The 24,684-nt window shown below is 42.0% G+C and carries 24 protein-coding genes; 6 read left to right on the top strand and 18 right to left on the bottom strand.

Annotation, left to right across the window (positions count from 1 at the left end):
* Positions 1 to 318 precede the first annotated feature (318 nt).
* A complete protein-coding gene (locus JVX94_RS18665) occupies positions 319 to 1,263 on the top strand; it encodes a M23 family metallopeptidase (RefSeq protein ID WP_240193847.1) in 945 nt (314 codons plus the stop codon).
* A gap of 62 nt (positions 1,264 to 1,325) precedes the next feature.
* Here JVX94_RS18665 and JVX94_RS18660 read toward each other — a convergent pair whose 3' ends face one another.
* From JVX94_RS18660 to JVX94_RS18640, 5 genes are all read right to left on the bottom strand, one after another.
* A complete protein-coding gene (locus JVX94_RS18660; RefSeq protein ID WP_205184093.1) occupies positions 1,326 to 1,556 on the bottom strand; it encodes a hypothetical protein in 231 nt (76 codons plus the stop codon).
* 224 nt (positions 1,557 to 1,780) lie between these two features.
* Positions 1,781 to 2,551, bottom strand: a complete 771-nt coding sequence (gene yunB / locus JVX94_RS18655; RefSeq protein WP_095409498.1) for a sporulation protein YunB — start codon at positions 2,549 to 2,551, stop codon at positions 1,781 to 1,783.
* 69 nt (positions 2,552 to 2,620) lie between these two features.
* A complete protein-coding gene (locus tag JVX94_RS18650) occupies positions 2,621 to 2,926 on the bottom strand; it encodes a YunC family protein (RefSeq protein ID WP_034282637.1) in 306 nt (101 codons plus the stop codon).
* Between the two features lie 67 nt (positions 2,927 to 2,993).
* The gene (locus JVX94_RS18645) at positions 2,994 to 4,367 is read right to left on the bottom strand and encodes a bifunctional metallophosphatase/5'-nucleotidase (RefSeq protein WP_111292843.1); all 1,374 of its coding nucleotides are present in this window, start codon (positions 4,365 to 4,367) and stop codon (positions 2,994 to 2,996) included.
* A 63-nt stretch (positions 4,368 to 4,430) separates the two neighbouring features.
* Entirely contained in the window at positions 4,431 to 5,282 is an 852-nt protein-coding gene (locus JVX94_RS18640) for a DUF72 domain-containing protein (RefSeq protein ID WP_111292844.1), read from the bottom strand.
* Between the two features lie 304 nt (positions 5,283 to 5,586).
* Here JVX94_RS18640 and JVX94_RS18635 point away from each other — a divergent pair, with 304 nt between their 5' ends.
* Together JVX94_RS18635 and JVX94_RS18630 are read left to right on the top strand one after the other, a co-directional pair.
* A complete protein-coding gene (locus tag JVX94_RS18635) occupies positions 5,587 to 6,753 on the top strand; it encodes a PucR family transcriptional regulator (RefSeq protein WP_205184090.1) in 1,167 nt (388 codons plus the stop codon).
* A gap of 64 nt (positions 6,754 to 6,817) precedes the next feature.
* A complete protein-coding gene (locus tag JVX94_RS18630; protein WP_197197713.1) occupies positions 6,818 to 7,975 on the top strand; it encodes an oxalate decarboxylase family bicupin in 1,158 nt (385 codons plus the stop codon).
* 64 nt (positions 7,976 to 8,039) lie between these two features.
* Here the strand turns inward: JVX94_RS18630 and JVX94_RS18625 are convergent, their stop codons facing one another.
* From JVX94_RS18625 to JVX94_RS18615, 3 genes are all read right to left on the bottom strand, one after another.
* The gene (locus JVX94_RS18625) at positions 8,040 to 8,768 is read right to left on the bottom strand and encodes an NPP1 family protein (RefSeq protein ID WP_039181218.1); all 729 of its coding nucleotides are present in this window, start codon (positions 8,766 to 8,768) and stop codon (positions 8,040 to 8,042) included.
* A 290-nt stretch (positions 8,769 to 9,058) separates the two neighbouring features.
* Entirely contained in the window at positions 9,059 to 10,258 is a 1,200-nt protein-coding gene (locus JVX94_RS18620; RefSeq protein ID WP_111292849.1) for an MFS transporter, read from the bottom strand.
* Positions 10,259 to 10,413: 155 nt separating this feature from the next.
* Entirely contained in the window at positions 10,414 to 11,655 is a 1,242-nt protein-coding gene (locus JVX94_RS18615) for a pyridoxal-phosphate-dependent aminotransferase family protein (protein ID WP_205184087.1), read from the bottom strand.
* 168 nt (positions 11,656 to 11,823) lie between these two features.
* Here JVX94_RS18615 and JVX94_RS18610 point away from each other — a divergent pair, with 168 nt between their 5' ends.
* Positions 11,824 to 12,702, top strand: coding sequence for an endonuclease I family protein (locus JVX94_RS18610; RefSeq protein ID WP_205184085.1), 879 nt, complete (start codon positions 11,824 to 11,826; stop codon positions 12,700 to 12,702).
* A gap of 13 nt (positions 12,703 to 12,715) precedes the next feature.
* Here JVX94_RS18610 and JVX94_RS18605 read toward each other — a convergent pair whose 3' ends face one another.
* From JVX94_RS18605 to JVX94_RS18565, 9 genes are all read right to left on the bottom strand, one after another.
* Entirely contained in the window at positions 12,716 to 13,459 is a 744-nt protein-coding gene (locus JVX94_RS18605; RefSeq protein ID WP_095409505.1) for an IucA/IucC family C-terminal-domain containing protein, read from the bottom strand.
* Between the two features lie 21 nt (positions 13,460 to 13,480).
* A complete protein-coding gene (locus JVX94_RS18600) occupies positions 13,481 to 14,518 on the bottom strand; it encodes a FecCD family ABC transporter permease (RefSeq protein ID WP_197197709.1) in 1,038 nt (345 codons plus the stop codon).
* Complete coding sequence (locus tag JVX94_RS18595; protein ID WP_048237375.1) at positions 14,511 to 15,527, bottom strand: FecCD family ABC transporter permease; 1,017 nt, start codon at positions 15,525 to 15,527, stop codon at positions 14,511 to 14,513. The genes JVX94_RS18600 and JVX94_RS18595 overlap by 8 nt, the downstream gene beginning before the upstream one ends.
* 73 nt (positions 15,528 to 15,600) lie before the next feature.
* A complete protein-coding gene (locus tag JVX94_RS18590; protein WP_095409506.1) occupies positions 15,601 to 16,557 on the bottom strand; it encodes an ABC transporter substrate-binding protein in 957 nt (318 codons plus the stop codon).
* 136 nt (positions 16,558 to 16,693) lie between these two features.
* Positions 16,694 to 17,605 (bottom strand): alpha/beta hydrolase, encoded by a 912-nt coding sequence (locus JVX94_RS18585; RefSeq protein WP_240193787.1) that lies wholly within the window; start codon positions 17,603 to 17,605, stop codon positions 16,694 to 16,696.
* Between the two features lie 64 nt (positions 17,606 to 17,669).
* Entirely contained in the window at positions 17,670 to 18,581 is a 912-nt protein-coding gene (locus tag JVX94_RS18580) for an alpha/beta hydrolase (protein WP_205184083.1), read from the bottom strand.
* 312 nt (positions 18,582 to 18,893) lie between these two features.
* Entirely contained in the window at positions 18,894 to 19,322 is a 429-nt protein-coding gene (gene psiE / locus JVX94_RS18575) for a phosphate-starvation-inducible protein PsiE (RefSeq protein ID WP_024423385.1), read from the bottom strand.
* Between the two features lie 36 nt (positions 19,323 to 19,358).
* Complete coding sequence (locus JVX94_RS18570) at positions 19,359 to 20,666, bottom strand: HAMP domain-containing sensor histidine kinase (RefSeq protein WP_205184082.1); 1,308 nt, start codon at positions 20,664 to 20,666, stop codon at positions 19,359 to 19,361.
* Positions 20,653 to 21,348: a response regulator transcription factor gene (locus tag JVX94_RS18565; protein WP_205184081.1), complete on the bottom strand. Its 696-nt coding sequence runs from the start codon at positions 21,346 to 21,348 to the stop codon at positions 20,653 to 20,655. Before JVX94_RS18565 ends, JVX94_RS18570 begins: the two co-directional genes overlap by 14 nt.
* A 250-nt stretch (positions 21,349 to 21,598) precedes the next feature.
* Here JVX94_RS18565 and JVX94_RS18560 point away from each other — a divergent pair, with 250 nt between their 5' ends.
* On the top strand, positions 21,599 to 22,798 hold the full coding sequence (locus JVX94_RS18560; RefSeq protein ID WP_111292968.1) for a DUF418 domain-containing protein: 1,200 nt from the start codon (positions 21,599 to 21,601) through the stop codon (positions 22,796 to 22,798).
* 88 nt (positions 22,799 to 22,886) lie between these two features.
* Here JVX94_RS18560 and JVX94_RS18555 read toward each other — a convergent pair whose 3' ends face one another.
* Positions 22,887 to 23,819 carry a helix-turn-helix transcriptional regulator gene (locus tag JVX94_RS18555; RefSeq protein WP_205184080.1) on the bottom strand — a complete coding sequence of 311 codons (933 nt, stop codon included), beginning with the start codon at positions 23,817 to 23,819 and terminating at the stop codon, positions 22,887 to 22,889.
* Positions 23,820 to 23,901: 82 nt separating this feature from the next.
* Here JVX94_RS18555 and JVX94_RS18550 point away from each other — a divergent pair, with 82 nt between their 5' ends.
* Entirely contained in the window at positions 23,902 to 24,546 is a 645-nt protein-coding gene (locus JVX94_RS18550) for an FMN-dependent NADH-azoreductase (protein WP_205184078.1), read from the top strand.
* Positions 24,547 to 24,684: the final 138 nt, after the last annotated feature.

Here is a 24,684-nt window from a genome sequence, read left to right as displayed (position 1 = left end):
TCTCCATATGAATTCGTTAAAGGTGCATCTACAAAAATCTTCCTGCTATATACGATGGATGCAGCCAAGAAGCTGCAAAAAATTGAATCTTCGGCCTAAAGCCTTTTCTTTAGACACTTTAACATAGTACAGATTGAACAACAAGGGAATGAGCTGCAAAAATACCCAAAAGCCTCCTAAAAAAACAGAAGAAAATTACTAACATTTTCTTCTTATGAAATAGAGTGATCTAACCACACTAAACGGTAGAAGACGATGCTCGATGAAAGGAGATGGACGTTTGTGAAAGTCGTTTTAGCCATCATGATTGCTCTTTCAATGCTCCCTTTACCTGTTCATGCAAAAGGGACTGGCAAGCAGCCAGATGAATTGAAGCAGAGAATGGCCCTATATGAAAAAGTCTCCATCACAACTCATGTTCCATGGTATGTACTTGCTGCAGTTGATCAGTATGAACACAATATTCGAAAAAGCAGAAGAGATTTACCGAAACAAAAAGGCGTCATTGGCATCTACATTCCCCGGGAAATGTGGATTGGACCAGAAAACCCGAATAAACAGGATACCTCTCCTTTAAGCATTAAAGTGTTTGACGGAATTGGTCTTGATGGGAATGGGGATGGCAAAGCAAGCAGCGATGACGATGAGGATGTATTATTCACTTTTGCACAATACTTGCTTCACTACGGCAGCAGCATTGATCAATTAAAAATTGGCTTATGGGACTATTATGGACGTGATCAAACCGTTGGAATCATTTCATCTTTTATGAAGCTATATAAGCACTACGGGCATCTTGATCTTGGAAAGCATGCTTTTCCTCTTCCGGTTGGAGCTGACTACAGCTACCGGAGTACATGGGGAGATGCGAGAGGATTTGGAGGCAGAAGGATTCATGAGGGAACCGATTTATTTGCCCATTATGGACTTCCTGTTCGTGCGACATCGTATGGCGTGATTGAAATGAAAGGCTGGAACCGTTTTGGCGGCTGGCGGATAGGCATTCGAGATATTCATAATCATTATCATTACTTCGCTCACTTAAATGGCTTTGCGAAAGGACTTAAGACAGGTCAAATAGTTGAACCTGGCCAAGTGATTGGATCTGTCGGAAGCTCCGGTTACGGTCCTCCAGGCACCGCAGGAAAGTTTCCGCCCCATCTTCACTATGGCATGTACAAAGACAACGGCAGAACCGAATGGTCATTTGACCCATACCCTCATTTAAGGGCGTGGGAAAGAGCTGAACGGAAACGACATTAAATAAATAAAAGGAGAAGTTTAGCGCTTTTGCACTCTTCTCTTTTTTTATTGCATTTTATTGCTCATTGCTTATTTTTCTCCTTCAAACCTAAAACTAAAAATACAATACCCAGGATAAGAAATATGATATACATAACTGTTACTTCCATTGGAATCATATCAAACATCCCTCTAAATATATCGATACTCAAACTTTCATTTCCTATCAGTAATATTGATGCTGCGATATATTTAGCACTAAATACTATGGCAAAAACCAAAAAACAAATACCACTTACATAAAGTTTCTTCATAATAAATCCCCCCTCACCAATGCAATCACTACTAGCAATAGTAATAATCACGTGCGCATGCCAAGCCGAACATTTTACCAATATAAAATTAGCCACTAATTATTTATCATGACACATTCTCCTCTATGGAATCAAGTGGTGAAATAGGATTTTATTAACACTCCCAAACATATAAGACGATTCATTACATCACATTAAAAAACAGCCCAATCATTCTTGGGCTGTTATTCCTCTTTCTTCTTTTTCTCTGGGAGAACAATTGGTGGAGCGCCTGAGTTTGTTCCGCTGCCATTATAATAATCTGGTACGTCTCCTTGAACGGCTTGTATGGAGACAGGTACAGAGTTTTTGACTACGATTGTTTCAGAGGCAAATGGGATAATGACTCTTACCTTGACCTCGATCAGAACACTAATATCAATCAAGGCATTGTTGATGCCATAAGGCTTAATGTTTTTTTCAACGTCTGTATGCGGATCACCAATCACACTAAAGCGTACAGGCACTTTTGGTCCGAGGTTGGCGATGAGTGCATTTCCGGACGCTTGCCCAAGCGGAATGTTATATATAATGCCGTCATGTCCATCTGTTTGATCCTTTAATGCTTCTTTTGCCTCTTTTTGAAAGTTCCCCTTTTCAATGTCCTCTAAATTTTTTTGAAGATGACGCGAGAGGTCAGCCATTGCTTTCGATGTTGCTTGCGCATTAAAATCAATGGTCGTCACTTTTCCATTCTCACTTGTATTCATGACCACCATATCCTTCATATTCTCCTGATCGTCTGCAAAGTCTTGTACTGAATATTGTATGAGGTGATTGGCGATGCGCTCTGTTTCTAGTTCAGCAATGTGAATAAGGGTTGGTTTAATGGATCGGTTGATAAAAAATAAACTAATTACGGTTGAGAGCACAAAGAATAAGATCGCAAGCAGCATGACGTAACGAAATGGCAAAGGGCCCTTTTTGTAGGGGCGATAACGGCGGTTCATTCTCAATAAAAAATCCCCCCTTCTCCATTACATGTGTATGCAGACAGGCGGGGGGATAGGAATCATCTCTCTATTTTATTTCACCATTTTTAATAATGCATCTCTTCCAATTGTTCCAGCTGAGATGCCCAGTGCTTCTGCGGCGTATGTCACAGATTCTAAAGGAGCATCGAGCAATTGCTCAATCGTTCTTACACCAACTGCTCTTCCTGCAATAATTCCTCTATCTGCAAGCTTTTCATTCAAGAGCCCGACATCCAGTGCACCGCACATGATATACCCATGTTCATTTGATACTGCCATAAAATTTGTCTTCGGCAGTTTGACGGTGACCGCTGTAAAGGAATGGCCATCAATTGTAATAGGTGTTAAATTCACCAAATCCCTTCACTCCTCTCATCACAATCTATGTGAAAAGAGGGCGCGTGTTGTTAGGCTGAAGCGGATTTCATGTGGCTTCCTTCAAGCGCCATGTCAGAACATCACGTAAAAATTCAGGCATGAAATATTCAATATGTTCGTGATCACGGATATGCGGAAAAAGAGAGCCTAATGTATACATATCGACTGTGCCAACTGTATAGGAGGCGTCTTTTTTGATCAATTGACCATGTACAAAGACATCTTCCACCCGTTTGGCATCGCCTTCTTCTAATGTATAGCTGAGTCCACTATATAGCATTTTCCCCATCAGCTCACCTCTAAATCCGAAACCTTTGATGCGCAGCTGTTCCATTTTTTCTTCACAGCCCCGCCGAACCGTTTCGATGAGCTGTTGACCGGTAAGCGTCACCCGAATGGGGTTAATGGGATGCGGACATATCCGGTGGATTTCTTCTCTTGTGACGATCCCTGCCTCTAATGAATCAAGCACCATACCTGCATTCATCATACCAATATCTGCTCCGCACCAATCTTTAATGGCATCTGTTAAGAGCTGCGGAAGCGGAGATTCGTCGAACCACTTCGTTTCTAGCTTCGACTCAATCGTTGTCACTTTTTCCTGCATGAGTGCTTTCGCTCTTCTTTCTGCTTGCTGTAAGGTGGTGATGGCTTCATCTGATTCACTGATGAGCTGATCCACTGACTGTACTGTCGCTTTTTTCTCTATCAGCTCTTTGCGCGCTGTATCGATCGTCAGCTCAACACAGCCAATATAATGCCCATACTTTTCAGCACATGCAAGCAGCACACCATTGTCCATTTCACCTTGTTCTAACAGATGATGCGTGTGTGAGCCTAGGATGATGTCGATTTCAGGGAAATCACGTGCGACCTCTCGATCATGAATGATACCGAGATGGGATAAAAGTACAATGACATCTGCCTGTCCCTTCACTTCCTGCAGCATGTCCCTTATGCTGTCAAACGGATCAGTAATGTTCCAGCCGAGCTTTTCATATACAGGTGTATACGCAATGGTCACGCCTAAGAGACATATCTTCAGTCCGTTTTCCATCGTGATCATATGATAGGGCTTTGCCCACGAAGGCCGTTTGCCTTTCTCAAATAGATTAGACAGGACCACTGGAAATTGGGCATTTTCATACAAGTGATCCAGCTGATCATGAGGCAGCGTAATGCCTTCATTATTCCCGATCGTGACCCCATCATAGCCTAGCTGATTGAGGAGCTTGACGTTTACCTTTCCATAATCAGCTTCGGATACGAGATTCACTCGGTCCATATGGTCGCCAATATCAAACAAGAGCATCTGATCGTGAACTTGACGCTTTTCTTCAATATAAGCTGCAATTTTTGGCCAGTTCTCAAAGTGGCTGTGCAAGTCGTTTGTATGATATAACCATAGCTTCTGCAGCATGTTGATCTCTCCCTCAAGTTGTCACTGAACCGTCTCATTCAGGTTGAAAGCCTCAGCTCTCGGTTAACTAAATAAATCTAACTGCTTCGGAGACAGGCTTGAATACGTGATATCCAGCAAATCAATCATCTGCTGGCCATTCGTCGCTGCATCTCCGCCGGAGTTATTATTAAACACGACATAGACATCTTTCGATTGCTGATGCAGGATGTCGAGATTCTTTTTCCACTCTTTTAATTCAGCTTCATTATATAAATATAAGTATCTCACTTCACGCCAATTCTCATGGTCTGCCGGGTGAAGCCAGCCCTGTTTATTCCTCCCGTGAAATCGGACCAATGTTTTATCACGGTGTGTAGCTTTTATGACTGGCGGAATGGAGCCTTCTCCGACTTGCGGTTCATCACAGACGGAATGAATCCATCCTTCCTTTTCCATAAAGGATAAAGTCTGCTCATAAAATTCTTCTGAAAACCATGTACGGTTTCGGAATTCGAGAGCACATGGAATATCGCCCATCTTCTCCTTACACCATCTTAAATAGTGGACGTGCTCTTTTTTGCAATCAAACCATGGGGGAAATTGAAATAGGACCATGGCTAGTTTCCCTTCACGAATGAGCGGAGTCAATGAAAGAATAAACGCGTCAAACATTTCTTCCTTCGAAGCAAACGGAATCTCGCCCCTTTGATGTCCAGTCATTCCTTGGTATGCTTTCACAACAAATTGAAAGTCATCCGGAGTATCCTTTATCCACTTTTCATGATTACGCTCAGGCTGAACCGCATAAAAGCTGGCATCCAATTCCACAATCGGAAACGTTGACGCGTAGTGAAACAGCTTTTGCGCGCTGCCGATTTTTGGCGGATAAAGACTGTCATGATCTCCCCAGCCAGTTAATCCGATATAAATCATGTTTCTCACCTCTTGCCACTCTCATGTATAGACGGCTTCCTCATTCGAAGCCTTTGTTTCTTGTGATACCCATATTTCTGAAAGAAATTCTTCTGTCTACAACATATCATATTTGCTCGTAATTCTGAATGAAGATGACTGGCAGCACGTGATTTTGTCCTGAGGCTCTGTTTGTTTGTTATATTAATTGACAACTTTCTATCTAAAATGATTTTAGCTGATAACATAAAATGCATATCAGAGATGTTGACAGTGATTGTCCATTTTTTTATTCATCTTCACCAATAAAGGAGATTGAGTGGATATGAACATAGACGATAACCAGTTTGAATTATTACAAAAAATGGCCAAAAAGATTCACAAGCCTGTCTATTTGTTTAATCAGCATGGACGTATTCTTTATACCTCGCACCCCATGATTACGAGCCCAGAATGGATGCACATTCTCCCCTTTTTTCAAAGCAGGACAACTCATTCTTTTTCAATGATACATGCAAAACAAACCTTTTCCGTCTTTCCAATTGATCTAAACGAACAAACATGTGATTATCTGGTCATCCTCTCTTTCATTAATCCGCAGAAAGCATTGCATGCGATGATTGCAAAAGCAGTGAACGAAATATCGATTGCGCGCATGAGACAATATGCCGCTCTGCAAACAGCCAAGCGTGCTAGAAATGAGGGCTTTCGCAAATGGATAGAGAGGGCATCGTCTTCCCAGCAAGATCCCTTACATTTCGCTCAGGCGTTTGGATTAAACGCCGAATGCCGCTACCTATGTATGATCTGTCAGCTTGACCAGCGTAGTGATACCATATGTTTTATGAAGCAGCAGATGATTTTAGATCAAGTGGTTGATTTGCTCGAAAGTGCACTTCCAAGCTGCCCATTCCCTGCCCTTCTGTTTGTCAAAGGTGATATGGGTGTTGTATTGATGGAGGAGACTGGCAGTTGGCCGGAGGTTGGCGACAGGCTCACCTCTTTTTTAAAACAGTTGCAGATGCTCGTTAAAATGCAAGTGAATCACACTATTTCCTTTGGGGTGAGCTTGACTGGCTGCCCATTCCCCCATCTGTCTGAGGGCTGCAATGAAGCATTAGAGGCTCTTCATGCCGGACATCTCTCATCGCGGACTGAATATATTCAATTTTATCAGGCAAAGGATGTGCCAGATTTACTAAGGCTCATTCCAAGAAAAGATATGATCACGTTTCACCAGCTGCACCTTCATCCGTTATCTGAACCATCACGAGTCGATCAAAGTCTTCTTCACACCTTATCTGTCTATTTAGAAACCCATTGCCACATTTCAGAAACAGCCAAACGATTGTCTATTCATCGCAACACGGTCATTTATCGCCTCGAGAAGTGTGAAGAATTGCTTCGAATCAGCTTAAAAGATCCTGACGCAACATTGCGGCTGCGCTTAGCCTTCCGTATTCAAATGTTTCTCTCATCCCATCCTGATTGAATTTTTTCTTCCGGAGCTTCATATAGTTTGGAGGAGAAAATTGAGACTCGAGGAGGGATGACAAATGGATGATGAGCTCCGTCACATCCCGCAGCCCATTCGAAAGGATGGCGCGGGTGCCACCGACTTAGGCCCGCGCGATGTCCTTCGAGATATAGAAAACCCAGATATGTTCGTTCCCCCTAAAACCGATGCCGGAACGATCCCAAATTTAAAATTTTCATTTTCTGATACACACATGCATTTGAATCACGGCGGCTGGTCTAGGGAAATTACGAAGCGGGAGCTGCCTGTTTCAACAACAATTGCAGGTGTCAACATGCGGCTCACACGCGGAGGTGTTCGTGAGCTTCATTGGCATAAGCAGGCGGAATGGGCGTATATGATTTTAGGCAAAGCCCGCATCACATCTGTAGATGCAGAAGGGCGAAATATGATCGCTGATATAGAAGAAGGCGATTTGTGGTATTTCCCGCCTGGTATTCCGCACTCTATTCAAGGACTTGAGGATGGTTGTGAGTTCCTTCTTGTATTTGATGATGGCGATTTTTCCGAATTTGATACATTCACGATCACAGACTGGTTTGCCCATACACCGAAAGATATTCTCTCCGACAATTTTGGTGTCCCTAGGAAATTGTTTGACCATATTCCGAATAAGCAGCGCTACATGTTTCAAGGTTCGCCGCCGGCATCCTTAGAAAGCCAAATGGTATCTGATCCATACGGCAGCATCAAGCCGGCATTTACGCACCAGCTTCTTCGTCAAAAACCGATAACGACCTCTGGCGGAACAGTCCGAATTGTCGATTCACGAAATTTCCCGATTTCAAAAACGATTGCGGCTGCACTTGTTGAAGTAAAACCTGGCGGCATGAGAGAAATGCACTGGCACCCTAATAATGATGAGTGGCAATACTATTTAACCGGTACAGCCAAAATGACAGTCTTTGGAGCAGGTGGTACTGCCCGCACCTTTAATTACAGAGCAGGTGATGTTGGATATGTTCCTTTTGGTATGGGGCATTACATCCAAAATATCGGCCAAACGAGCCTTTGGTTTTTAGAAATTTTTAAAAGTGACCGGTTTGCAGATATTTCGTTGAATCAGTGGATGGCCTTAACCCCGCTTCAATTAGTGAAAGAGCATTTACACGTAGATGATGCGATGATTCGTGCGCTTCATAAAGAAAAATCACCTGTCGTGAAATATGAGAGATGATGCGATTTTGTTTATAAAAAAACCGATCATTTTTTAGATGATCGGTTTTTTATCATGGCTATCCTTATCGATACCACGCTTTTGCTAAATTGTTTTTAAAGTTACTATCTTTGAAAGGTACGTTTGCACTACCAAAGTCTGTTGTATTCAATGCATGTCTTGCTGCCGGCGTTAGATCATCCCAGCCAATTAAAGGCTGCATCCCTTTACCGCTCACATTGCCGCTTACATCCAGCTCGTGGTTCAATGGCCAGTTGCTATCATAACCAACCAAAGGATTTGTTCCTAAAATACTTGCGGCACTCGGTGCTGCTTTCTTATATTGCCCATGACCTGAGTAAGCAATCGATTGAACACGCGGGCTGGCTACAGCTGGGTTGTCAATCCAAACGACAATGGATTCCCAGTCATGACGATGACCAAAGCCCGGTGATGGATTATCTTTTGGGAAATACCAAGCATACATAATCGCCCAGCTGCCATTGTACCAATCTGAACGTGAATATACTTGACCGATATTACTGCTGCATCCACCATTATGTGAACCGCTCGTTTTTAACCCTCTGCTTGTGTTTCCAGCAGCATCTACAGCTGGGAATGGTACACATCCATGCCATACTTTCAAATAAGGCTGAAATTTCTTCGCCGCTTTTTGTGTAACAGTTGTTGGATTGACTTCTCTAAAACCAACTACCTTGTCATGATCAATTTCTGCCGCATGAACTGCTGATGGCACTGCTGTACTAAACATGGTGACGATAAAAAATATAATGGCAAACATAAACTTCTTCATTTTCTATCCCCTTTTCTCTTGATTATCTCAGTTACCTCATGCTGTCGAGATTGATGTTACCATTGCGGAAAAAACCAATCAATCACTTTTTGTACAAAATGTATATTTTAGTATTTTATTAACAAGTTTTTATTGATCTCAAAGACCTAAATCTATGGATTCCATCTCAGTAAAAGGTGTAAATATTGATAAACTCTACTGTTCATTTTGATAAAATATAAAACATATACTATTTCTATATGGAATTTTTCTAAATACATTTCATTCAATAAAAAAAGACTGTAGATCAACTACAATCTTCCTTGCGCTGCATGAGCATGCTGCACTTTTTTCCCCCACACGATAGATGCAGCGAAGCTTACGCAAAGCACCAGTGTTCCAAACATAAAAGGAAACTCAATATTCACATCAAATAATATACCCGCAAGACTCGGTCCGACGATATTGGCAAGGCTCATAAAGGATGTATTGAGACCGCCTGCTATCCCTTGCTGATTGCCTGCCATCTTGGACAGCAATGTATTGAGGGCTGGTCGGACAAATGACGTAGCCGATAAAAATAAAATCGAACCCGTAAAAATCAACCAAAAGGACGGCGCAAAACGGCAGGCGATCAACATGAAAGCCGCACCTAACAGCGCATAACGCACGACTCTCATCTCCCCAAATCGTTTCACACAAGCATTCACTAATGCACCTTGAACAAGCACCCCGGCAAGACCCGCAACCGTAATCACAAACGCAATATCCTTCGGAGAAAATCCGTGTTTTTGGTCTACATATAAGCCGAAAATCGATTCAAAATGAATGATTCCGAAATTGAGGACAAAGGCCAATATAAACAAAAAGCCGTACGATGTCCTTAGGGCCTCGATCATTTGCACAAAAGGATTGAAATGAATATGCTTGTTGAGCCGCGCCTCTTCCTGCTTTTCCTTTGTTAATGTTTCAGGTAAGAAGAGGATGGATAACAAGGTAGAAAGAGCAGCAAAGGAACCGGCAATAAGAAAAGGAAAAGCGATCCCGTACTCAACCAAATAACCGCCTACGCCCGGCCCAATGACAAAACCTAGTGTCATCGCTGCACTGAATAGACCCATTCCTTTCCCTCGGTCCTTTTCACTTGTGATATCAGCGATGTATGCAAACATGGCCGGCATGAGTAAAGCCCCGGCAGCACCGCCTAAAAACCGAGACACGAACAGCATCCAAAGCTGATCAGCAAAAGCAAAAATAAACTGAGCAATTGTAAAGCCGGCAATCCCGGCAATGATCAATTTTCTTCGTCCAAATCGATCGGTCAGTGCGCCGGCAATCGGCGATAACGCAAATTGTGTAAGACCTGTTGCAGCGACAAGAAAACCAAGTGTTTTTCCTGTTGCACCAAAGGCTTCGATATAACTCGGCATAACAGGTACAATGAGGCCAAAGCCAAGCATGGCAATAAAAATATTGAGCATCAAAATGTATAATCTGCCCATCTTCTTCATATAAAAACCTCTTTCTGCAAAATAAATGAAAATGATGACAAAAAATGATGAGAACTTCTCCAGTATAGCGATAACCTCATCTATAAGTCTAGTTTTTCAAAAATTAGCGTTCTTTTCCAAATAAAAAAATACCCGCCAATGGCGAGTATGAGGTATCACGTTATTTCAGCTTGTTCATAGATAGAAAGAGCCGCCTGAAGCCCTGCTCCGCAATGGATGGACGCACCGTGTTTGATGAGGATCGCTTCAAGCCCTGCTAACACAAACAGTACATTTTCCTTTCGGCAGCTGTAGCCCATTGTCCCAATTCTCCATATACGGCCGGCAAGCGGTCCAAAGGAGCTTGCAATCTCAATCCCAAAATGATGGAGCAGGTCGGCACGGACCGCTTCTCCGTCAATATCACTTGGAATGACAATACAAGTCACAACCGGCATTTTACAATCTGGATCACCAAACAATTCAAGCCCCATTGCTTCAAGACCTTTCATCAAGGCTTTCTCATGATATGCGTGCCTTTGAAAACGTTCAGACAGCCCTTCTTCCAGCACAACACGAACCCCTTCTCGCAGTGCATAGAGCATCGTTGTCGCTTCTGTATGATGATTTAATCGTCTTGGGCTCCAATAATCCTGAAGCTGGCTTAAATCAAAATAATTGCTTTTGATTGGAGAAATATCGATTTGTTTTTGTAATTCATCCTGTGTCGCAATGCCTTTTTCTACTTTCTTTCTCGATTCAATGACAGCTGCGACTCGGTCATTATACGTAATAGGTGACATGCCTGATGGAACAGATAAACATTTCTGCGTGCCGCCAATCGCCGCATCAATTTTCCATTCATCCACTTTTACCTCGACACCGCCAATGGTCGCCACAGCGTCTACAATGAACAGCACATCAAGAGCCCGGCATGCTTCACCGATTTGCTTGAGCGGCTGCAATCGTCCAGTCGATGTTTCACCATGAACCATTGCAACGATTTTAGGCTTGACCTGCTTTATTTCTTGGATGATGTCGTCAGGATCAAAAACCGTCCCCCATTCACATTCCATTGTATGTACCTCAGCACCGTAGCGCTGCCCTATTTCAATGAGCAGGTGACCAAAGCGGCCAAAGACAGGCACAAGCATTGAATCTCCCGGTTCAATCACACTGGCGAGCACAGCTTCAATCCCTGAACGGGACGTACCGTCAATTGGATAAGCCCATTTGTTTTCTGTTTGAAAAAGTGACCGCAATAAGGTCATTGTTTCATTCATAATGTGTGTAAATGCCGGATCAAATTGACCGAGAATTGGCGTGCTCATCACACGGAGCACTCTCGGATCTACTTCAACGGGCCCCGGTGTCATAATCGTTCTTGAAGGTGTTTGCAGTTCTTTCACGTTATCCATCCTCTCCTTGCTGTCATCCTATATGCCCACTTATACAGTAATGTGTATAAAATAGCAATCTCTTTTCCTACGAACTTATTACATAAAATTTACGAGAAATCCATTTATTTCTTCATGGCAATATGATAGAAATAAAGAGAATACATTCCCTATCAAGGAGGAAATCGAATGAAAAGAACTTTATTTGGAACTGTGGCCGCCGGATTGATGATATTCGGCACATTAGCCGCTCCGCTGCCTCCAGCTGCAAATGCTCAAGCCTTCACGCTGAATGAACCAAGTCAAACGATCACCTTTTCCCCGTTACAGCTTCAAAACGAAACATCTGCACAACAAACGCAAACTACCGCCACAAGTCAAATCGATTCCTATTACCAATCTGCTGCTGGCAAATCAGGACCCGCTCTTAAGAAAGCCTTACACGATATCATTGATGATCATACGCAGCTATCCTACAGCCAGGTTTGGGATGCCTTAAAGACAACAGATGAAGACCCCAATAACCCAAACAATGTGCTGCTGCTTTATAGTGGTGCCTCCCGCTCAAAGCAGTCGAATGGCGGAAATGTGGGCCAGTGGAACCGGGAGCATGTCTGGGCCAAGTCTCACGGCAATTTCGGGACAAGCCAAGGGCCTGGGACAGATCTCCACCACCTTCGTGCGACAGATGTGCAAACGAACAGCACACGCGGAAATTTAGATTTTGACACGGGTGGTAATGAATACAAAGGAGCGCCGGGCAACTTCTACGACAGCGACTCATTCGAACCTCACAACCGGGTCAAAGGAGATGTCGCGAGAATGCTCTTTTATATGGCGGTTCGCTACGAAGGCGATGACCGATTTCCAGATTTAGAATTGAACGACAAAGTGAATAATGGAAGCTCTCCTCTTCACGGCAAAATGTCTGTGCTTCTCAAATGGCACAAGCAGGATCCAGTCGATCAAATCGAACGGAACCGCAATGAGATCATATATCAAACGTATCAACACAACCGCAACCCTTTTATTGATCATCCTGAATGGGCAAGTGAGATTTGGGAATAAAAAAAAGGCACTGCTAAGAACAAGCAGTGCCTTTCTTTTTTTCAAGAGGACAAACAAGACAATAATCGAGACTCTCCGATTTTTTCTCAAGCTTGTAATACATACAGCAGGTTTTCCGATTGGATGTTTCAAGTAAGCTGTCGTCTAGGTTTAGGCTGTGCTGAAATGGGTTTTGCTGAGCTCCAAATACATCACCAGCCGCCTGCTTCAGGTACAGATAATCCTCCCGCACGCGCTGCTTCACCGCAGGCTCTTCCGCTTCCCGCATCATGCTTCGATAAAGAGAGTTGATTCGAACCGCTACATTTTCCCATAAAATACGATAAGAGAGTTTTGATGTGCGGTTCAGCACGTCTAAAAGAGGCGTGACACACTCCGTAAACAACTCACGCACAACCTTTTCTCTCCATTCATGCCGATCTCCTTCTAGTGGAACGAACGAACACGCCGCCTCATCCATTTCAATTTTCCGATCCTCTCTAAATGCACATGCTGCTGGTGGAAACTGATAGACACCGTCATACAGCGTCATCAAGTATAAAGAGGAACTGACGGCTAAGTAGGCATACCGCTTTGAAAACATAGATGCTGCTACCGCAAGATTCGGTGCATGCATCGCTTCCTTTTCAGCTTCTAATAAACGCATGACGGCTGCTTCTGAAAAAAGCGCAGCAAGTGTTCGATCAGATGTCATTGGTCCATTTGTGATGTGTACCCCAAAATCAAGTAATTCTCTCTCAACCCACTCTGGCCTCATATCAAAACCCCCATCTTCTGTTTATCGATTGCGCTGTTGATATAACAAATAAATAAAGAACGGTGCACCAATGGCCGCTGTAAAAACACCTGCTGGGACATCTAACGGTAGAAATGCGGTTCTAGCAACAAGATCAGCCAGCATCACGAGAATACTCCCAACAAGCGCAGATGCTGGGACAAGCGCTATGAATGAACGTCCAATGATCATCCGTGCAACGTGCGGCGCCATGAGTCCAACAAATTCAATGCCGCCTGCAAATGCGACTGCAACACCAGCCAATGTCACACTCATCAGGAGAAAGAATAATCGTTTCGCCTGCACTTTTACCCCGAGACCTGTTGCAAGATCATCGCCAAGTTCTTTTACATTCATCGTTCTTGCTAACACCATGACAATCGGTAAAATGATCATCACCCAAGGAAGCATTGCAGCAACGTCTTTCATCGTAGAACCATATAAGCTGCCTGTCAGCCAGATGTATGACTTTGTCGTTGTCATCGTGTCACTAAGAACAAGCGTAAACGTCACACATGCCTTCATAATGGCAGAAATCCCAATTCCCATCAGGACAAGTGTGATCGGTTTGACCCCCTTTTTCCATGAAAGCAAATAGATTAGGCACGATACCGCAAAAGCACCTGCAATCGCCCATAAAGATTGATAAGCAATGGGCACAGTGCCCATCCAAAAGACGATGAACATAATCGCACCAAACGAAGCACCACTCGTAATTCCAATGATGTCAGGTGATGCAAGCGGATTGCGGATCAATCCTTGCAAAATAAGCCCTGATACCGCAAGCGCGGCTCCGACTAAGACAGCCAGCAGCGTTCGTGGAATTCTCAGCGTATTTAGCACAAAGGAATTCCCCTCTCCCTGACCGATTATATGAAGCAGCACATCCACCGGCTGAATGAACCGGCTTCCCATACTGAGACTAAGAATAAATAAACCAAAGGCAATGGCCGTCAATAAAAGTAAAATCAAAAATGTCCGCTTTGAAAATTGAAATGAAATGCGCCCGCCTTTAGAACGCACTGTATATGTTTTAGCCACCTGTCTTCAACCCCTTGCGCACGAGATAAACAAATAGAGGCGCTCCTGCTATCGCCGTCATGACACCAATCGGCACTTCCTGCGGCATGATCAGAAAACGAGCCGCCAGATCCGCGGCAAGTAAAAGCGACGCCCCCACAACGGCACAATACGGCAGTACCCAGCGGTGGTCAGGCCCGACAAGCTTTTTCACAATATGCGGCACAAGAAAACCAACAAAACCAATTGAACCAGCAACAGCGACGGAACCACCTGCTAAAAAGACAACGAGTACACCCATCGTTATTTTCAGCAGCAGTGTACGCTGGCCAAGTCCTTTGGCAATATCATCTCCCGACAAAAGAACATTAATAGAACGTCCTAGAAGCAGCGCCACAATAGTCGCACCTAAAATATATGGCAAAACAGGGATTAACATATCAATGCTTCTTCCAGACACTGAACCAGCCATCCAGAACAAAATGCTTTGAATCGACTGTTCATTCACGATTAAAAGACCTTGTGTAAAAGAAGCAAACAGTGCAGATATCGCCGCACCTGCAAGGACAATTTTGACAGGCGTCAATCCATCTCTTCCAATGGAGCCCAATAGAAAAACGAGCATCCCTGCAATCGCTGCGCCTAGAAAGGCTGTCCACATATAGCCTGTTAACGACTCTGTTGAAAAGAAAACAATCGAAATCACGATAAAAAATAGTCCACCTGCATTAATTCCTAATAAATCAGGCGCCGCAAGCGGATTTCTCGTCAATGCCTGCATAAGAGCACCTGAAATCGCCAGGCTTGATCCAACGACCGTTGCGATTAAAGCTCTTGATAATCTGGATGTCATGACAATGACACTGTTTGGATCCGATTCATCAAATTGAAGAAAAGCATGGATGGTGGCTTTGAGGGAAATTGAGGTTTGCCCAAGGGAAATACTGAGCATAAAAAAGACCAACATCAACACAATGAATCCAGCAAAAAGCAGTGCCTTGCTTGAATCCTTTTTTAATAAACTTCTCATCTGATTCCCGCTTTCAATCTGTTATGGAAAAAAGGAGAAAATGGTATGTTCACATTTTCTCCTTTGTTATAACTTATTTATCAATTCCTAGTCGATCGTAAATATCATCAAGCATCATGTTTGCAGCAATAATACCGCCGCCCATGTTCCAAGTGATTTCATCTACTTTATGCACTTGTTTCGCTTTCACTGCGTCAAGCTGCTTCCATAAAGGATGACTCGTCCACTCTTTATATGCTTTTTCAACCGCTTTATCCTTTTCATCCATAAAGTAATAGATCACATCTGCATCCATTTGCGGAATGCTCTCTTTGTCTGTCAGTGTAATGATATCTTGCTTTTTATCTTTGACATTCTTAGGTCCTTCAAAGCCTAGCTCTGTTAAAATCGACCCTGCGAAACCAGTTTGATAGATTCTAGCATGATCTGCACGGAAGTTCACCACAGACACACTCATTGGCCAGTTCTTGATGTCTTTTTTCGCTTTTTCTTTAAAATCAGCGACACGGTTATCCCACTTCGTCAGCAATTCTTTTGATTTGTCTTCCTGATTTAACGCTTCACCCATCAACTTCACTGTATCTTTAAATGTGAACACTGTTTCTGTTGCAACAGTTGGAGCGATTTCTTGCAGCTGATCAAAAATTTGCTCGTGGCGGATTTTTGATGCAATGATCAAGTCAGGCTTTAGCTTTTCAATTTCTTCTAAGTTTGGCTGTGTTTCCTGCCCAACAATTTTAACATCCTTTAAATCATCTCTTAAATATTTATACGTAGGTGCTTCAAGCCAAGATTCTACAACACCCACTGGTTTAATGCCCATAGCGACTGCTGCATCCGTTGCTCCTTGGTACAGCGTCACAATACGCTTTGGTTTATCCTTAATATTGTCAGTTGAACCGATAGCGCTTTCAACGGTCCTTGTTTTCTCTTTATTACCTGACTTGCCGTCACTGCTATTGCTGCCGCAAGCTGCAAGTAAAACGATGGAGAGCACAACTAATAGTGACCAAAAAGATTTCTTGAACATGTACCTCACCTATCCATTCTATATGTAGTCATATCGTTTGATAACGATTCTCATTATCACACTATGATTTTATCATAGAAAAGGATGGTGTCAATGTAAATTTTTAAGAAAATGGGAGAGTGTTGACTAGTTATTCTTATGAAATAGGATGATTCCACATTTGGATGGTCCTGCCAATCTCTTTTCCTGCTTCTAGTAATACCGACAAATGGGTATGTCCTTCCATCACTTGATAGACTGATTGTTTTTTAATTGGTTCCATCGGCAGCTCATGATAGGGGAGAAATGTCTCGACGTCATACAGCTCGTCCTTGCTGCCTACAAACATGCCATATGGCCGATCCATCTTCGCAAATTGGTTTTTAGGTGCAGATGGTGTTAAGGCAAGAGATAGATTGACAGTGATGGTCGTCAATAGAAGTGGATCCTGCTCGATCACCCATGCAGGATAGTGAAAACGTACGGCTTCAGAATGACTCATCAGCCCCCCTTTTGTCATCGCAGACAGAACGAACTTCCATACTTGAACAGTGGCAAAAGGGATTTGATCAGCCCTTGCAGTGCCTGACTTATAGCCAAATTCAGGTGCAATAAAAAAGTAACCGTCCACTTCTCTTTTTTTTGGCCAAGACAAGTAGTTAAGCAGCAGGCCCGCTCCAGATGAATGACCACAAAGATAGATGGCTCCATTATGATCCTGTTTAATGGCATCCACAACCTGCGAGATATCCTGCCATACATCCGTGACCCGAGGTGTATCACCCTTTTTTCCTTGAGAATGGCCATGGCCTCTTAGATCAAGTAAAAATACATTTACGTGAAAATCATGTTGCAGTGTGTAAGCAATATGCTCATAACCAGCCAAACTATGAGCACCACCGCCATGAATCAAGATCATATTGGCCTGCGTCTTCTTTTCTGATAAAAATGGATAATACGCAAGGCTTGTACCATCATGTGATGAAATGAATTGTCTTTCTGGAATATGTACAGGGGCTGCCTGCTGCATACTTGCAAATGAGAATGGTTCGATCTTGGTGTCTGTCAATTTTTCGCTCCTTCAAACAGAAACAAGAATGGCCAGCTGCGCTAGTCATCCTCATTCCTATATCTTATTCATTGCTTTCTTTCAAAGGGAAGGTATTACTTTCAATAATCTCGACAATTTGGTTTAACGCTTTTTTTGCTTCTGGTATAGGGAAAACAGGAAACACATGATTCATTTTAGGATATTCTATATAGTTTATTGGAACCCCCTGCTTATCTGCTATCTCTTTGAATTTACGGGCATCTGGAAGGAAGAATTCGTGAGTGCCTATAAAAACAGAAATTCGTCCCAGTGCTTTGATCTCCCCGTAGATTGGACTGACTAAGTGGTGTGTTTCATCCATGTCACCCGCATATCTTTTTCCTGCTTCAATTAATAAGGCTAGATTGAGCATTGGTTCTTTTGGAACCATAGCAGCGATATCTGGGTTGCTTAATGTAACATCTAGCCATGGTGATAAAAGAATGATATTCCCTGGCTGCGGCAAGCCCTTTTTTGCCAAGTATTGAGCAAAAGCTAACGATAAACCGCCACCAGCAGAATCACCCATGATGACGATATTTTCAGGTGTTCCTTTCTCTAAAAGAGCTTGGTACACAGGAAGGACACTCTCGATCGCATCCATATACTGATGGTTCGGTGCTTTTGGATATACCGGCACATACACCGTACTATTTAATTGCTTCGTCAATCGGTCTAAAAAACGCCAATGCCAAGTTAAAGGCTGTTCAATATAGCCGCCACCTGGTATAAACAACACCTGATGGTCATCTGGCTGGTCATTTGATTTCAGCATATACGTATCGACTGGAAACGAGTGATTTTTAGTGATTTTGTACTTATTCTTAATTTTGTCAGGCAATTCATAAGGTAATTGATTTGCCCTTCTTCGTTCTTCTAGATAATCATTTACATTGAGTTTCTTTTTCGTCAAACCAAGTAGCAGTTCTACTAAAAAACTTTGAATACTTCGCATATGATCGTCCCCTGTTCATAGAATCATGATGATCGATTTCGATGGAAAGATAAGGCTTCTAAAGCATACCATATGAGGACGTACATCAGGAAAAAACTTTTTTATCCAGCTGATCACTCACCACAACAAACAGTTGTTCATTAATGAACAACTGTTTGTTTACTGTTACTCATATTCTACTTTTTAGATGCATGACAATCAATAGTCAATCTGACCCTAACCGTTCATTAATAGACAGATAACGACTAAGTGTTCATCTCGTCAATGTCCAGACATGAAAAAAGACGAACGGTCATCGTTCGTCTTCTTCGCTCACTTCACTTCTTCATGCTCCTGAACCGCATGTCGTTTACTAGCGATAAAGAGAGCAACGGTCATAGCTAAAATGGTCAGCGCCCACCAGAAGGTCGATACAGCCTCTTTATGATCGATGATAATCAAACGGATGACGGCTGTGATGCCAATATAAATAAAATAGCGAAGTGGAAAATGAAAGTTTGATTTAAAGTACTTAATAATTAAGGCAATAAACTCAAAGTACATAAAGAAGATCAGCAGCTCTCCAAGCATTTCATAATAACTGTCTTCTTTGCTGAGCAAATTCTTGTAGACGAATTGGACAATATACCAAGTTTCACTAATTAAGAGGACGCTTAAAGCAATGGCCAGAAAGAATAGACAAATATTCAGAAGGCCTTGCAAGAGATCCGGTACCTTTTGGAAATTGTTGAATCGTTTCATTAGATTGTCTCTCCATTCCATGTTATTATTTGCCACCTATATTTTGATGTGCCAGAAACGCAGCACGATGTAGTAAACGCCGTTCTTTTCCATCCTTTCAAACTGCCCGTGCATGCGGGACATCATTCGTTTTATGCTTCGTTCACCAAGTCCAGTGCTTTCCTGCGTGTCATTTGTATCGATTATCGCATTGCTGATATGGATCTCAAAGATTTCTTGGTCGGATAGAAACGTGAGATTGATATCTTTTTTCGGGTCAGCGTATTTCAGTATGTTCGACATCAGATTATCAAACACTCGGCCAAGCTCCTCGACATTCACATTGATATAGCTGTCTGGCAGCTCTCCTAAAAGATGAACCTTAAATGTCTCTTGCTGCAAGATCGCCACCTGATCTGATAAGAGATCGTAAATGACCTCTTTGACTGCAACTGTCTCAAGCTCAGGTTCATGTTCTTTATCAAGTAGAAAATAGGCGAACAGATTATCAGATAGATTTTTCAATTGCAGTGCTTTTTCATAAGCACTTGCTATATATTGATCCTTACGGGTATCCGCTCCATCCCCCTCTTTTTTCGCAAACTCCAAGTTCATCATCAGCGACGTTAGCGGTGTTCTCATATCGTGTGACATTTCAGTAACCAAACTGCGGCTCTCTTCTTGCAGCTCATCAATGGCTTGAAGCTTGTCCAAAAAAGCTTTACGAAGGTCCTCAATACTTTTGGCAATCATCGCTAATTCGTCATGCCCTTTCACCGTCATCTCATAGTCCAGCTCGCCGCCTTCAAGAATATGAATGTCTTGGTGAATCGTTTGCAGGTAGCGTAAACTTTTGCGAATACCGAGAAGAACAATGAGGAGAAAAATAAGCGTTGCTCCAAGCAGCTCGAGTGTAAACGCAAGATCGTGGTAACGAGACGAATAGAAACCATCCACCATGACCCGACCTTCACCGTCGCTAAACTGAACAGGAAACGAATGATGATCGGCGTACTGGGTCATCTTTTCTTTTCCGTACGCCGATTCATCCGCAGCCGAATAGATGGAGTCATATTGTAGCACCTCATCCTTGAAGATAGTCAAATTAATGTAATTCTCTTTTTTCACCCACTCACCAAACGCTTGTCGATCCGTTGAAGACAGCTTATTCTCAGACACATAACGACTGAATTTTTGAATATATTTAGCTGACTCCTCCTCGTAATACTCGTCCGAACTCAAGTATCCATCAATGAGCTCATTGGTGATCTTTTGCAGCGTCATAAAAACAAGACCGCTCACAATGGCAGCCGCTAAAATCAACAATGCCAGCTTTTTAGCTAGCGTATATTTACGATGTGCCAAATCGGTATCCTCTTCCCCATTCGGTTTTGATATATATAGGATGTGCCGGATCATCCTCAATTTTGGCACGCAGCTTTCGAATATGCACCATCACCGTATTGTTGGAACAATAAAAATACGGCTGTCCCCACACGCTTTCATAAATATTTTGAGCTGAAAAGATTTTGTTTCGCCTGCTCATAAGCAGCTTCAACATACGATATTCTAAATCAGACAGCTTGAGTTGTTGATTTTCTTTCCACACTTCATTAAATTCTTCGCTCACCCTTAGCTTGCCTCCAACAAGATAAGTTTCTTCCTGTTCCTTCTTTTCCTGATAGACAGTATACCTGCGTAATAGTGCAATCACTCTAGCATGAAGCTCCTCTTGTGAAAAAGGTTTTGTCATATAATCATCCCCGCCGGCAAGTAAGCCTTCGGTTTTATCGAATGTACTTGATTTGGCTGTTAAAAATAGAATCGGGACATTAGAAGAGGCTCTTATCTGCTGGCACGTTTCGATGCCTGAGAGCCCCGGCATCATCACATCCAAAATCACCAAATCGAGCGAATCGTCCACAAACTTCAATGCTTGCTCACCATTCATCGCTCTCAGCACCTCATATCCAGCACGTGTAAGGGATTCCTGCAAAAGGTCTCCAATATCCTGATCATCTTCTACGACTAATATTCGATGTGTCATGTCTCTCTCACCTCATGATACGTGATGTACTTTCTTATGTCTTTACTATATATCATCTAGCTATGTGAAAAGATACAGCATAAATCTTAACAGTTTATGAAATTGACCGTTCTCCATCAATTTGTCACATTTATTTTCAAAGAATTAGATCTTCATAAATTGTTAAGAATTGGGACGTATATTGATTCATTGTAAGGATCGATGGAATGATCCGAATGACATTTATCATAACAAGAAAAGGAGCATGGATATGAATGCAAACAAAGTAGCACACGCGATGAGTTTGAAAGATCGGGTTCATTTCTTAGACATCGTAAGGGGTTTCGCTTTAATGGGAATTATTCTGGTTAATTACTTTTTGATTGTGGATTCGGCGAAGGGGTTTGATATGGGAGCAAATGATGTCTTTCACAACTTGGTGAATTGGTTCGCCTCAGGGAAATTCATTACGTTGTTCTCCTTCCTATTCGGCGTTGGGTTTATGATTTTTATGGATCGAGCTGCTCAGAAGGTGGACAGTCCGAACAAGCTGTTTGCCCGCAGATTAACCATTCTCTTAGGATTTGGCCTTCTGCATTTAACTTTTGTTTGGATTGGTGATATTTTGGCCTATTATGCAGTCGCTGGCTTTTTACTGCTTTTCTTTTACAAACGCACAGCCAAAACCATCCTATACTGGCTCATCACACTCTTTGTGATTCAATTGCTCACGCCTTTTTTCACGATGCTGCTCAATACCGTCAGTTCAGGATCATCAGGCAAGCCGGACTTTGCTGATTTTGAATTAATCAGCCACAACAGTCTGACTTATTTAGCATCTATTGGTGATCGGTGGACAGATATGGTGACAATGGCTTCCGGCTCTTTTTCTACTGTCTATTCCATGTTCTTCATGTTTTTACTTGGTGTGTATTTTGTAAAAATGGAGTTTTTCAAAAACATGGAGGCGAAAAAAGCGATTTGGAATCGCATTTGGATCATTTTTGCCATCGCTTTTCTCATTACCCAAGGCAGTACGATCATAGCAGCGGTCAATCCTTTTGAAAATACACTCTGGATGAACATTGCCACTGCTCTGGAACAAAACGGGGGATTAACTGGCAGTATGTTTTATATGAGTACACTTGCGATGCTTTTTCTGCACGTTCCTCAGCTGCGAGGTGCTTTAATGGTCTTTACAAAAGTCGGACGGATGTCCCTGACCTGTTATTTGCTACACTCGATCATTGGAACTCTGCTATTTCTAAAGTATGGAGCGGGGCTTGTCGATCATCTCCAGCCGGCTGGTACGTTTTTCATGGCTATTGGCGTGTATGTCTTCCTTGTGCTTTTCAGTACGTTTTGGTTAAAGCGGTTTAAGTATGGACCGATGGAATTTATTTGGCGGCAGCTGACGTATGGAAAGGTCGATGATAAATCGAAAACAAACACAATGGATGTGGCGAAGTAACTGACATCATAGTAGTTAAATAGAGTGAGTGAGAAAAAGGCGAACTTTAGTGGTTCGCCTTTTCTGTAGTATATTAATTTTTTTTGATTCAATACTTGTCAATCACTTCTCGTAATTGATTCAAATAACTTTCTTTCAATTCCTCTGGGTATTCAATTGTCACATGTTTCCCAAATGACATCAAATAGTGAGTCATATACGATAATTCTTCTTGGTTGTATCCACCCATAATATAAGGAATCTGATCAATGATCTCCAATCTCATATTTGGGTAATGATGCTTCAAAAACTTTTCTTTTCCTTGTTCCGTTAATCGACATTTAAATGAGATATCATGATAAGTTTTTTCGTACTCGAGTTGCATTGCTTTTAATTCTTCCTTCGTATAGGTGCCTCTGCCTTCTTCTTCAATGATCAAGTCCTTCATAAAGTCACATCTATAGATGCCCCACTTTTTATTTTGAACATCATATGCTTTGGTGAACCAAATCCCATTTCGATAAAATAACTCAAGAAATTGCAGCCTGATCCTTTTATTTTCATATTGAGTGTACGTCATCTTCACGATTTGATCTTCCATCATCGCCTGTAAAATCAATTCCAAATGATTTTGTTCACTAACTGGTGCGACATTATAGTAATGAATCACTTCCAAAGTCTCCGTAATCGTTTGTTTTCTCTCATCAGACATTGTGGCAAACAGCTTTTGCCGAATTTGTGAGTAGGACTTTTTAAATGGTGTGGCTGACACTAGATCTAGAGCTTTAAGAGCGAAAAAAATAGCTTGGACTTCTTCTATATTGAAATAAATAGGAACCAATGGAGATTGATTCACCAGTCGATATCCTCCATGTCTGCCATTTTCAACGTAAAAAGCTAAGCCCATTGACTCTAGCTCTTCTATATCTCTTAAAGCCGTCCTTTTAGAAATGCCAAATTCGGATTGTAAGTCCTTTAACTGAAAAGAGTGTTTATCGCTTAAAAAAATAAGTTCTTGGTTTAATCGTTCTGATTTTTTCATTTGTTTTCCCTCTTAAAAAGGTGACTTCTTTTGTCACCTTTATCATTTATACTCAGCTTATCAAAAGAAAAGGAGCATGTATATGCAAACATTAATCATTAACGCACACCCAGATTTTACTCAACAAGAAAGTTATTCAAACAAACTGCAAACACTATTTTTAAAACAGTTTAAAGAAAGATTCCCTCATGAAGAACCAACCATTTTACATTTACATGAAACTGAAATTCCTCGTATCGAAAAAGACCAGCTGCTACGTATTTGGGATAAGCAAGCATCCGAACAAACATTAACGGCTGCCGAAGAAAAAATCGCCGCTGCTTCATCTGCTTTATTGGCCCAATTCAAAGCACATCATCGAATTGTGATCGTGTCACCTGTTCATAATTTCAATGTGACTTCACGAATGAAAGATTATATAGATAATATCTTTATTGCGAGAGAAACGTTTAAATATACAGAAGATGGTTCAGTTGGTCTGATGACTGACGATTATCGTGTACTTTTACTTCAAGCAAGCGGCTCAATTTTCACAAATAACGATCGATATACACCTCTGGAATTTTCACATCAATACCTAAAAGAAATATTTCAAAACTTGATGGGGTTTCATCAATTTCATATTGTCCGAGCACAAGGAACAGCGATTTTAGAAGAAGATGCTATTTTACAATCTGCATCTGATGATATGACGAAAACCTTAGAAGAGTTTTATTCACCTAGTTAACCTCTATTTAATCAAAAAGACCCAAAACGAAAAATCGTGCTTTTTTTAATAAAAATCACCTTTTTCGTTTTAGGGTGCTATAAAAACTTTCAGTTGATGTGCATCGGCGGATGCGATTTCATTTCAATTACGACATAC

The organism is Bacillus sp. PDNC022 (assembly GCF_016919285.1).
In the GTDB taxonomy this organism is placed as follows: domain Bacteria; phylum Bacillota; class Bacilli; order Bacillales; family Bacillaceae; genus Bacillus; species Bacillus safensis.
Note: the sequence above shows the minus strand (reverse complement) of the source record. Positions and strands in the feature narration are given on the sequence as shown.